Origin of the sequence: Salinimonas lutimaris (assembly GCF_005222225.1) — a bacterium.
GTDB classification, from domain to species: Bacteria; Pseudomonadota; Gammaproteobacteria; order Enterobacterales; family Alteromonadaceae; genus Alteromonas; species Alteromonas lutimaris.
Genome location: NZ_CP036536.1, coordinates 1,002,793 through 1,014,965 on the forward strand (window position 1 = coordinate 1,002,793; position 12,173 = coordinate 1,014,965).

Sequence of the window (12,173 nt, forward strand, 5' to 3'; positions counted from 1 at the left end):
TATTTCACTCAACAAGACCGGCCCTAAAGCCGATATTCCCCGCCAGTAAAAATTCATCTGGCAAAGGGTTCATGAAGCCGGTGACAAAGCTGCTCAAGTTTAGCTGGCAGACGAAGGGTGAAGCGACTAAAAACATCCGGGTCAACGCTATAAACCGGCGCTCCTAATACAGTACGGTGAGGCTGCCAAAAAGTTTGCTCTGCCTCAACCGGGCGGTCAGTCGCTGCAATCAGTACCTGAGGCTGCCGGCGCAATACCTCCTGGACAGTCACTTCCGGGTAAGCCGTGGGCGCATCATCAAAAATGCCGTACACATTGCACTGTTCCAATAACTCACTGGCCCAGGCATCAGGGCCGATGCTCATTAGCGGTTGTGACCAGACATAATAAAATGCACTGATAGCCGGCTGGCCGGCATACTGGTGATGCAAAGCCTTTAGTTGCCGGGAAAAGGTCGTGGTGAGTGCTGTCGCCAGTGTTTCGCGGTCCAACAGTTTACCCAGCTGATTGATCTCACGAGCTATATCACCGACCTCATGGGGGCTGGATAAAAACACCTCAAAACCCAGCGACCTGAGCCGGGCGATATCCTGTGGCTTGTTGCCCCCCTGCCAGGCCAGCACAACATCCGGGTTTAGCTGCATGATGGCTTTAAAATCTACACCATGGTAGTCGGCCACCACCGGCAGATTTTGCGCTTCAGTAGGAAAGTCGCTGTAGGCACTCACCGCTAACAGACTTTCCTGCGCGTTGAGACTGTAAACCCACTCGGTGAGGTGAGGGGCCAGTGTGACGACCGATTTGGCCCACGTCTTGCCCGTCATGCTGGCAAGCAGCATCAGTAACCACAGTGTGAGTGCCCTGCCTGTCAGGCGTGTAAATTGACGGACCATATCAGTAATAACAAAAGACTCAGAAAAGTAACCAGTAAAATACGGGCCCGGCTAATTGCCCTGGCTGCGTAGGTCATATCGGAAAAGCGTACCTGGCGCTGTGCCCCGACCCTGGGGTAGCGCACTTTTTGATTGGCATAAATAGCCGGGCCGCCTAACTGGATGCCCAGACCAGCGCCAAAGGCGGCCAGTATCAGCGATGCTCTGTCTTTAGCCGGACTGGCCAGCATTCCCCTAAACGCCGCGATGGGGTGGGTCACTATCATTACAAACATAATACCGGGTAGTGCTCCCGCCAGTTTTAACAGGTTAGCCAGTAAAGCCACCGGTCGGCCAAACCAGTGGTAACCCGCCAGGCGAGGGTTCCACTGCCAGTTAATTTGTATAATCAGCCGGTAACATAAGGCGGCGACCGGTCCCAGTAACACAAACCATACCAGCACTCCGCAGTAAAGATACATAAAGCGAAGCAGCAAAGACTCTATGGCGGCTTTAGCTATGCCGATATCTGATAATGAGGCGGTTTGCCGGGCAACCTGTGTACTTAATGCCTCCCGGGCCAGAATCTTTTTTTGCTGACCGGTTGCCTTAATAATCTGTTGATAGCGATACCGGTCGTGCCCGAAATCAAGCAGACACAGCATCAAAACAGATTCAAAAAACCAGGGGTATTCTGCCATATACAGCAGCGCTGCGGTGAGCCCTGCAAAAGGAACAAGCAAAACTACCGCGCCCAGCGCGCCTGAAATATAATGCTGTGGTTTACCATGACCAGCTCCCGGGCAGACCCGCCGGGCCATACCATCACTTAACAGCTGAAACAGGGTCAGTGGATGATAGGCCTTAGGCCATCGCCACAGAGTGTCAGCCACAGCGGCCAGCAGCAGACTGGCCAGCGCCAGCAGACTCGTGTGTGTATACCAGGCTTCCATGCGACAGGGAGATTACTTTGCCAGTTCGGCAACCATGCCCATAACCAGTTCCGCCGAGTTTTTGGCGGCGGTTTCCAGGTACTCCTGAAATGACACCGAGGATGTTTTACCGGCGATATCGGATAATGAACGAATTACCAGAAACGGCGTGTTCAGGATATGGCAGGTTTGTGCAATAGCAGCCCCTTCCATTTCACAGGCTTTCATGTCCGGAAACGTCGCCCGAATTTTATTAGCGGCTTCATCACTACCGATAAACGCATCGCCGGTGCAAATCAGGCCGGTACGGTAGGTGATACCCTGAATACTTTCAGTGGCTGTTTGGGCTGCCTTGATCAGCGCCTCATTGCCCTGATAAGCGGCGGGCATATCGCCGGCACACTGACCAGGCGCATAACCAAAGTGGGTCAAATCAACATCATGGTGCTTTACTTCACTCCCAATAACCACATCGCCGATATTCAGGTCAGCATCAAAACCGCCGGCCGAACCAGTATTCACTACATAATCCGGTGCGTACAGTTCAATTAAAGCCGTGGTGGCCAGCGCCGAAGCCACTTTGCCAATACCGCATTTAACCAGCACAATTTGCTGGCCATGCAAGCTGCCTTCAAAAAAGGTCAGGTGGTGCCAGGTGCGGCTGGTCAGATTATCTAAAGATGCTTTTAGCAGTGCTACTTCCTGATCCATAGCACCGAGAATTCCAATTTTTAACATAGTGATTTTTTACTGAAGGGGCGTAGCAGCGTACGCATTAAACATATACCGCTAATGGTAATACGAAATGGATGAAACTGACAGGACAGGCGTGCAGAAGAAATCGGCCGGGGCCGCTTTCTTCTGTTAACCGATCAGGCTGCTGCGCGACTGGAGCGTACCGGGCGAGTGGGGCGCTTAGGCGGCTGTGGGTTATGCGCCGGTGCTTGGGCCAGTTTTTGCTGACGCCGACGGTAAGGTATCAGTTTGGTTTCCAGACATTCACGAATCTCTTCCACCGTATAGCCTGATTTTACCTTGATACGTGCATGAGGGATTCCGGCGGCATCTAAAGACCCTGAAACAAACCAGTCTCGCTGAGTTTTATAACCTTCTTTACCGTTACTGTGTACCAGATCCACCGCCAGCACAGGGGACATATCCTGTTTGTCGCACAGAACAAAGTCCAGTTGTCGGGAAGAGGCGCGGGACAACGCCGCCGAAGCTTGCTTTTTGCCGGTGCTGGCTCTGACCTGAAGAAGATCGTTCAGGCGTACCCGGCAAACAATACGAAACTCTCGTCCCATGGATTGTTCAATCAGGCTCAAAAAAGAGTGTTCGACTGGGGTGAACAGCTGTGTTTTTCGCTTAAACGGAAAAGTCACGCCTCCATCTGACAGTTTTATGGCGCCCAGTGCAACCACAATCAGCAACATCATGAGAATAATAGCCAGTTCCATAATGATTCCTCAACAGACCTATTGTAAAACGTCAGTTTTCTGACGAATTGAGCTAAAAAGCAGAGTGTTAGTAAAGAAATAGCAAAGGCAGTGCCAGCTTAGTTAAGCCGCATAGACTGAGTATGTTTGGGACAGGGTAAATAAAGGCCAGAGAAGCGTTGTGTGAAAGTGGTGAGGGTTAAAATAATATGAAAAAGAGAAAGCGGATAGACAGTGCTACCCGCATACGCGTTTACTGCTGAGCAAGCAGGCTGTCAATTATCAGTAGGTCCACCTGCGCCCCCTGGTTATCGGGTGATACCACAACGCGAACATTGTCACTGGCACCGCTTAGTACGGTTCGACCATTATACTGACTGATCACGGTCAGATCAGGCATGGCATTTTGATACCAAGCTATCAGCTGTTGTTGATTTTTGGGTGAATGAAATACCAGAGACGCCGGCATCTCGTCATCAAATTTCTGACACTGCATGGCATCGCCAGGCATGGCAACGGAATAAAAATCAGCAGGACAGGGTGTAAGATCGGGTTGAGACTTATCCGTGTCTGCCACTGCGGCTGTGCTTAGTGCCAGCGCTCCTGCACAGGCTAAGCGAGTTAAAAACGTCATAGTGGGCCCAGTTATCAGCATGTTTAATGTACACACTTACTATATGAAGATGAGATAAGCATCTCAACTCTCCAAAAGATGTAAAGGGTATACCTGTTTATTACAGCGTATCAGCCCACACCGCGCATTGACTCCTTTTAGCTAGACACCCATGCCATTGCAACTCACAAAGTCCCTTAACAAGACACCCATACCATTGCAGCTCAAAGCTCCTTAACAAGACACCCATACCATTGCAGCTCACAAAGCTCCTTAACAAGACATTCATGAATAGCGTCCCATATAAAATAATCAACGTACACGTGACAGAAGCACCGGTATGAAGCCATTCAACGCAACAGCCTTGCCTTCTTCAACAATGTGATAGTTAAGGTATCTATACCGCTGCGTTGAATAGTGCTGCACCTCCATAGGACATGAAAAAAGGGGCAGCGACTTTGCTTAGACACCCACCAAGCCAAATAATGTGTCATCCACCATTGGTAGCAGAGCAGACCGGCTTAACGATAGGTGACTTGTAAAGAGCGAGGGTGGTCATGAGTCAACCAATTAGCATGGGTGTCTTGTTAATGGAGAAGGTGGCTATGAGTTGAGCAATTAGCATGGGTGTCTTTATGTCATTTCTATAGGACATGACAAAAGGGCTACGACTTGCTTAGACACCCACCAGACCAAATACTGTGTCATCCACCATTGGTAGCAGAGCAGACCGGCTTAACCATAGGTGACTTGTTAAGGGCGAGGGTGGTCATGAGTCAACCAATTAGCATGGGTGTCTTGTTAATGGAGAAGGTGGCTATGAGTGGATTAATTAGCATGGGTGTCTTGTTAAGGGCATGAGTGGATTAATTAGCATGGGTGTCTTGTTAAGGGCATGGGTGTCTTGTTAATGGAGAAGGTGGCTATGAGTGGATTAATTAGCATGGGTGTCTTGATATCATTGTAATAGCTAGATGAATCTGGCTGGGAAGAATGGAGAATGGCAGGCATAAAAAAACGGACCCGAAAGTCCGTTTTTATAATACATGTATTAGTCACTACACGTTCAGGTAGTCCAGAATTCCGCCTGCAGCTTTACGCCCTTCGTCAATGGCGGTAACCACAAGATCAGAGCCGCGAACCATATCGCCGCCCGCAAAGATTTTGGGGTTGGCAGTCTGATACGCAAACTTTCCGGCTGATGGAGCCCGTACACGACCTTTTTCATCCAGAATAATACCGTAGTCTGCAAACCAGGGGGCGGGACTAGGCTGGAAACCAAAGGCAATAATGACAACATCCGCCTCCAGCACATGTTCAGAGCCTTCAACCTCAACCGGCCGGCGTCGTCCATTTACATCGGGCTGGCCCATTTCAGTTTTAACCAGCTTAACACCAGCTGCCTGGCCATTTTCAGTCAGCGCAATGTCCAGCGGCTGCAGATTAAAGCGAAATTCAACGCCTTCTTCTTTGGCATTAATCACTTCTTTACGGGAGCCAGGCATACTTTCTTCATCACGGCGATAAGCGCAAATCACGTGCTTGGCGCCCTGGCGAATTGATGTCCGGACACAGTCCATGGTGGTATCACCACCGCCTAAAACCACCACGGTTTTATCTTTCATGTCGATAAAATCAGCGGGATCTTTTTCTATACCCATCACCCGGTTTGTGTTCGCAATCAGAAACGGCAGAGCTTCATGAACGCCTTCAACATGTTCATGCTCAAAGCCACCCTGCATGGATTTATAAGTGCCCATGCCAAGGAAGACAGAATCGTACTGCTGCATTAGCTCATCAAAATCAATATCCTTACCGATTTCGGTGTTGAGTCTGAACTCTATACCCATTTCGGTAAAGATCTCGCGCCGCAGCTTAATGACGTCTTTTTCCAGCTTGAAGGACGGGATGCCGAAGGTCAGCAGTCCGCCAATTTCTTCATACTTGTCGTAAACGACCGGTTTTACGCCGTTTCTGACCAGGACGTCCGCACAGGCCAGCCCGGCAGGTCCGGCCCCCACGATAGCTACCTTTTTGTCAGTCCACTCTACATCTGACATGTCCGGGCGCCAGCCCATTTTAAATGCCGTGTCAGTAATATATTTTTCAATACTGCCAATGGTCACAGCACCAAAATCATCATTAAGCGTACAGTCGCCTTCACACAACCGATCCTGAGGACAGACGCGGCCACACACCTCCGGCAGGCTATTTGTTTTATGCGATAACTCAGCCGCTTCCATAATGCGGCCCTGATTCGCCAAATCCAGCCATTGCGGAATATAGTTGTGCACCGGGCATTTGAATTCGCAATATGGATTACCGCAGTCCAGGCAACGATCTGCCTGGCCTTCGGTTTGCGATTGCGTCATCGGCTGATAGATTTCAGCAAACTCTTCCTTACGCACCTGAATCGGCTTTTTAGGCGGATCGATCCGTTCTACGTCAACAAATTGATAGACATTTTTAGCCATAAATCACACCTCCTACTGAGCCTGAATGCGAAGTTCATCGCTGGAACGACTAATGTGGCCCAACAGGTTTTTCACATCACTGGTCTTGGGTTTAATCAGTTTGAATTTTTTCAAGGTATTGGCAAAATCTGTTAGCAGATTCAATGAATGCTCACTACCTGTTTCTTCATAATGCTGATTAATCAGCCCACGCAGGTGTTCAACAAGAATATTCTTATCTTCAACCGGCATGATCTCAACCAGATCTTCATTAACACGGTCTGCCAGATCATCTTCACTATCATAAAGATATGCAAAGCCGCCTGTCATACCCGCACCAAAGTTAACACCAACCTTACCAAGTACAGCAACAATGCCTCCGGTCATGTATTCGCAACCGTTATCTCCAATGCCTTCTACTACCGCAATAGCCCCTGAGTTACGTACGGCGAAACGTTCACCGGCACGGCCTGCAGCAAACAGCTTGCCGCCGGTGGCGCCATACAAACAGGTATTTCCCATGATGGCGCTGTTTGGTGCATCAAAACTGATGTTGCGAGGCGGATAAATAACCAGCTTACCGCCAGTCATGCCTTTGCCGACATAATCGTTGGCATCACCTTCAATTCGCATGTGCAGGCCTCCGGCGTTCCATACGCCGAAGCTTTGCCCGGCAGTACCGGTAAATTGCACCTCAACCGGGTTATCTTCCATGTCATGGTTACCATGATGTTTGGCTATTTCACCTGATACCAGTGCGCCAACAGAGCGATCTGTATTGCGAATCGGGTAGCTCAGTCTGATACCCGTTGCGGAGCGGACAGCCTGCTGGCAATCCGACAGCAGCTGCGCATTAAGCTCACCCTTGTCCATCGGCTCGTTAGTGGTTTGCGAACAGAACAACCGGGTATGCTCGCCTTCTTTTGGCTTGTGCAGCAGCGGCGATAAGTCCAGACGATTCTGTCGGGCAGTCATGCCGTCAATAACTTTTAACAGGTCGGTTCGACCAACTAAGTCGTCAAACTTACGCACACCCAGCGAGGCCATAATTTCGCGAACTTCTCTGGCAATGAACTTAAAGTAGTTCATCACCATTTCCGGTAAACCGATGAAGTGCTCATCACGCAGTTTCTCGTCCTGAGTTGCAACACCAGTTGCACAGTTGTTCAGATGGCAGATTCGCAGGTATTTGCAGCCTAAAGCGACCATTGGTCCGGTACCAAAGCCAAAGCTCTCAGCCCCCAGACAAGCTGCTTTTATTACATCTAAACCGGTTTTCAGACCACCATCTGTCTGCACCCGCACTTTGTGACGTAATCCATTTTCGATCAGTGCCTGCTGCGTCTCAGCCAGACCAAGTTCAAACGGACTACCGGCATATTTAACCGAGGTCAGCGGGCTGGCACCGGTACCGCCATCATAGCCAGAAACCGTGATCAGATCGGCATAGGCTTTGGCTACGCCGGTGGCAATCGTGCCCACACCAGGTTCTGACACCAGCTTCACTGAAATCAGTGCTGACGGATTGACCTGTTTGAGATCAAAAATCAGCTGCGCCAAATCCTCGATGGAGTAAATATCGTGATGCGGTGGAGGTGAAATCAGGGTTACTCCAGGCACAGAAAAGCGTAGCGTGGCGATATAGCGATTCACTTTATCACCAGGCAACTGCCCACCTTCACCAGGTTTTGCGCCCTGCGCAACTTTGATTTGAATCACATTGGCATTCACCAGATAGTGCGGTGTTACGCCAAAACGCCCTGATGCGACCTGCTTAATTTTTGAGTTTTTCTCAGTACCAAAACGTGACGGATGCTCACCACCTTCGCCCGAGTTAGACTGACCACCCAAACGGTTCATAGCAATTGCCAGCGCTTCGTGAGCCTCAGGGCTCAGTGCGCCGATTGACATGGCAGCGGTGTCAAACCGTGGGAACAGCTTTTCATCCCCTTCAACTTCGCTGATATCAATTGCATCGGTTTCGCTACTTAGCGCAAGAAGATCGCGCAGGTGCGCCGGGGCGCGTTCATTAACTTGTTTGGCATATTCCTGATAATCATTATACTCACCGCTGACCACGGCTTTTTGTAATGACTTCACTACGCCCGGGTTGTACGCATGGTACTCGCCGTCATGAACATATTTAAGCAGCCCACCGTGCGACAGCGGCTTACGTTTAAGCCAGGCCACCTTAGATTGCTGCATGATGTCCTGTTCAAAGTCGTGGAAGCCGGCGCCCTGGATACGAGAGGTAACCCCTTTAAAGCACAGATCCATAACATCACGGCTAATGCCAATGGCTTCGAACAGCTTCGCCGAACGATAGCTGGCCACTGTACTGATGCCCATCTTAGACATAATTTTGTACAGGCCTTTGTTAATCCCTTTGCGATAATTAAGGGTGGCTTCCATGACACTGACTGGCAATTCACCATTTTCACATAGCTGCTCAATGGTTTCATAAGCCAGGAACGGGTAAATCGCCGTGGCACCTAAACCGATGAGTACCGCATAATGGTGCGGATCCCGTGTAGTGGCAGTTTCTACTACAATATTGGCATCACAGCGCAGCTCTTTTTCAATCAGGCGGCGTTGTACTGCCCCCACGGCCATTGCAGCAGGAACCGGGAAGCGGTTTTTGCGAATATTGCGGTCAGACAGAACCACAAAGGCCGCCCGTTTTTGCTTGACCAGATATTCTACCTCGTTGCAGATCCGCTCAATGGCTTTGCGTAATCCTTCTTCCTGGGTGTACTGCAGTTCAACCATTTCTGAATAGTAGTTATCAGGATTAAACTCACGCAGCTGTTTTAAATCGGTATACATCAGTATTGGCGACTGGAACAGTACCCGGTCTGCATAGCCTGAGGTTTCGCTGAACACGTTCTGCTCGCGGCCAATACAGGTAGCCAAAGACATCACATGGTTTTCACGTAAAGGATCGATAGGCGGGTTGGTGACCTGAGCAAACTGCTGACGGAAATAATCATAGATAGTCCGGGTTTTAGCGGACATCACAGCCATGGGGGTATCATCGCCCATAGATCCGACTGCTTCCTGACCATCTTTAGCCAGTACCTTGATGACCTGCTGAATTTCCTCATAGCTGTAGTTAAACATCTTATGATAGATAGCCATCATGTCGTCATCAAATACGCGCTGTCCGATTTGAGAGTGGTCACACTGCTCAACCGGCGTCAACCGACGAATATGTTTATCCAGCCATTCACGGTACGGGTGACGATCTTTCAGTTCATCGTCAATCTCGTTAGAGCGCCAGATTTTGCCTGTGTAAGTATCCACTGCGAGCATTTCGCCAGGACCAACACGGCCTTTTTCCAGTACATCCTGTTCGTTGTAATCCCAGATGCCGACCTCTGAAGCCAGCGTGATAAATCCATTTTTGGTAATGACATAGCGGGCCGGACGCAGACCGTTACGATCCAGATTACAGGCAACATGACGGCCGTTTGTTAATACGATACCGGCCGGACCATCCCAAGGTTCCATGTGCATTGAGTTAAACTCGTAAAATGCTCGCAGACTGTCATCCATGGTTTTATTATTTTGATAGGCAGGCGGAACCAGCAGACGCATGGCACGGAACAAATCCATACCGCCAGCCAGGAATAATTCCAGCATGTTATCCAGAGAAGACGAGTCTGAACCGTCTGTATTAACATAAGGCGCAGCATCTTTGAGATCAGGAATTAATGGTGTTGCAAACTTACCGGTACGGGCCATCGACCAGTCTCGGTTACCCTTGATGGTATTGATTTCACCATTGTGAGCCAAAAAGCGAAATGGCTGGGCTAACGGCCAGCGAGGCAATGTATTGGTAGAAAAACGCTGGTGAAATACACAGATAGCGCTTTGCATGCGCTCATCAGCAAGATCGGCATAAAAGGCCGGCAGGTCTTTTGGCATGACCAGGCCTTTATAGATGGTCACCAGACCGGATAAACAGGCCACATAGAAATCGGGATCAGCTTCAAGGCGCTTTTCGGCCCGGCGACGCACCATATATAAGCGGCGTTCCAGATCCCGCTTACGCCAGCCGGCAGGGGCGTTGACAAAAACCTGCTCAATTTGAGGCACACCGGTTAGTGCCAGGTCGCCTAATACACTGTGGTCCACCGGCACTTCGCGCCAGCCCACAACACCCAGTGTTTCTTTTTCAAGTTCTTCGTTAAGTACTTCTCTGGCCTGCTGGGCCAGCGCGTTGTCCTGACTTAAAAAAATCATCCCAACAGCGTACTTTTTGCTCAGTTTCCAACCATTTTCCTGAGCTATGGACTGAAACAGAGCGTCTGGTTTTTGCAATAACAGGCCACATCCATCGCCGGTTTTACCATCCGCGGCAATACCACCTCGGTGCTGCATCCGGTCCAAACCATGAATTGCTGTTGTCACCAGTTCGTGACTGGGTTCCCCGTGAGTGTGGGCTATCAGGCCGAAGCCACAGTTATCCCGGGAATCATTGGGATTGTATAAACTCATCTCTTAACTCCTTCAACCTTCGACTGGGCAAGGTACGCGCTGCGGCTCAGCGAGAGGTTCGCTACCTACAGCTATATCAGGCATCTTATTATCTGCCGGGTTATCCGGCATGCTGTGCCTGTTTCGTCGTTATTTATTATTAGAGGATACCAGCCATTTGCTCCGCATTTTTATGCATTATTGCTAAGCGGGCCGTACAAAATACCCACATTGGGATATAAAATCAATTGGTAAACAGGCGTAGCTTTCAAAGAAAAAAATTAAAAAAATAAAAACTATTTAAAATCAGTGTGGTAGGTGTTTAGTTCATCGTTGTAACTGAGAGGGGTAGGGGGCGTACTGTACCGCCATTAGTATAAACATCCTAGATTAGCGCTGTCCATAACTTGCCTTTAGTGAATAAAAAGCTATTTATATCGATTTTTTATGTTAATTTTTGGGGGCTTAGTGCATGATTATTGTCTTTGCTTTCAATTTCATTAAATGCTCACAAAATTTTCATGTTGGCGCAGAGTTTGCTCTGTTTATAGATAAGTGCAAATGGTTGGTCTGTACATGTCTGCCAGGCACGCAGGGTTAAGGTGAATTAGTGCCTTAACCGTTTTCTCGGATGGCAAAAGTTAACAGGTGATGATGATGAATAATGTTTTTGTATTTGATGATGAAGAAATGGATCGTGTAGCTGTTCCAGGCTATAACTAATTGTTTTTTAGTTGTTTTAACCTACTTTGTTATAGCGATTGTCGGTAGTTTTATTACTCAGCATCCTCAGCTGTATACCGACATCGCTCCCGCTTCCCCCGTACTTTTCTTTTGTTAATGCGCTTTACTTAAGTTTCGACTACCTATTGCAACGTCATCATGCTCCCTCCTGATGGTTAAAAAGAGTGCAATCTGTCGCTAAATTGGTGCATGACAAACCTCTGTCACCGCGCTTAGATAAATTTTTTGGCGAGCCAGAGTAGTGAGAGCAAACGATGAGACACCCATCCCATTTTTCGACGCTAGCAAATAACAAGACACCCATCACATCCAACGTCCACAGATAAATCGTGCGTTCGTAAATAGTGAGACATCTACGCATCCAGTTTCGACAGTGACAAAGTGCAACTGATGAATAACAAGACACCCATCATATCCAATGTCGATAGGTAAATAGTGAGTTAGTGAATCGCTAGACACCCATGCTACGACCAAAAGCATGAAACAGCATAAATGAAGCCTGAAGCTACCTGTAGTAGGTTGCAGTGATCGTTACTCCATTTCATCGGGGGATTTTATGATTCAGAGTAAGCAGCTAGACGGTGTATATCTATGGACAGGACATAAACTTGGCGTCCAATCTGTGAATTAAGCAGACTGAATCC

7 protein-coding genes are annotated in these 12,173 nt (G+C 48.9%); all 7 read right to left on the reverse strand.

Annotation, left to right across the window (positions count from 1 at the left end; genetic code table 11):
* Window positions 1-53: 53 nt before the first annotated feature.
* The 7 genes from EZV72_RS04270 to gltB all read right to left on the reverse strand — a co-directional run bounded on the left by EZV72_RS04270 (window position 54) and on the right by gltB (window position 10,806).
* Window positions 54-893, reverse strand: a complete 840-nt coding sequence (locus EZV72_RS04270; protein ID WP_232364504.1) for a helical backbone metal receptor — start codon at window positions 891-893, stop codon at window positions 54-56.
* Window positions 869-1,825, reverse strand: a complete 957-nt coding sequence (locus tag EZV72_RS04275) for a cobalamin biosynthesis protein (RefSeq protein WP_137166070.1) — start codon at window positions 1,823-1,825, stop codon at window positions 869-871. The genes EZV72_RS04270 and EZV72_RS04275 overlap by 25 nt, the downstream gene beginning before the upstream one ends.
* Before the next feature lie 12 nt (window positions 1,826-1,837).
* Complete coding sequence (locus tag EZV72_RS04280) at window positions 1,838-2,542, reverse strand: 5'-methylthioadenosine/adenosylhomocysteine nucleosidase (protein WP_137166071.1); 705 nt, start codon at window positions 2,540-2,542, stop codon at window positions 1,838-1,840.
* A gap of 134 nt (window positions 2,543-2,676) precedes the next feature.
* The gene (locus EZV72_RS04285; protein ID WP_137166072.1) at window positions 2,677-3,261 is read right to left on the reverse strand and encodes a DUF2726 domain-containing protein; all 585 of its coding nucleotides are present in this window, start codon (window positions 3,259-3,261) and stop codon (window positions 2,677-2,679) included.
* A gap of 232 nt (window positions 3,262-3,493) precedes the next feature.
* Window positions 3,494-3,874 (reverse strand): hypothetical protein, encoded by a 381-nt coding sequence (locus tag EZV72_RS04290; protein WP_137166073.1) that lies wholly within the window; start codon window positions 3,872-3,874, stop codon window positions 3,494-3,496.
* Between the two features lie 1,037 nt (window positions 3,875-4,911).
* Window positions 4,912-6,327, reverse strand: a complete 1,416-nt coding sequence (locus EZV72_RS04295) for an FAD-dependent oxidoreductase (protein WP_137166074.1) — start codon at window positions 6,325-6,327, stop codon at window positions 4,912-4,914.
* A 12-nt stretch (window positions 6,328-6,339) separates the two neighbouring features.
* Entirely contained in the window at window positions 6,340-10,806 is a 4,467-nt protein-coding gene (gene gltB / locus EZV72_RS04300) for a glutamate synthase large subunit (protein ID WP_137166075.1), read from the reverse strand.
* Between the last annotated feature and the right edge of the window lie 1,367 nt (window positions 10,807-12,173).

Coding starts and splice junctions, on each gene's coding strand:
- EZV72_RS04270 (WP_232364504.1), bottom strand. CDS start 893: ATGGTCCGTCAATTTACACGCCTGACAGGCAGGGCACTCACACTGTGG.
- EZV72_RS04275 (WP_137166070.1), bottom strand. CDS start 1,825: ATGGAAGCCTGGTATACACACACGAGTCTGCTGGCGCTGGCCAGTCTG.
- EZV72_RS04280 (WP_137166071.1), bottom strand. CDS start 2,542: ATGTTAAAAATTGGAATTCTCGGTGCTATGGATCAGGAAGTAGCACTG.
- EZV72_RS04285 (WP_137166072.1), bottom strand. CDS start 3,261: ATGGAACTGGCTATTATTCTCATGATGTTGCTGATTGTGGTTGCACTG.
- EZV72_RS04290 (WP_137166073.1), bottom strand. CDS start 3,874: ATGACGTTTTTAACTCGCTTAGCCTGTGCAGGAGCGCTGGCACTAAGC.
- EZV72_RS04295 (WP_137166074.1), bottom strand. CDS start 6,327: ATGGCTAAAAATGTCTATCAATTTGTTGACGTAGAACGGATCGATCCG.
- gltB (WP_137166075.1), bottom strand. CDS start 10,806: ATGAGTTTATACAATCCCAATGATTCCCGGGATAACTGTGGCTTCGGC.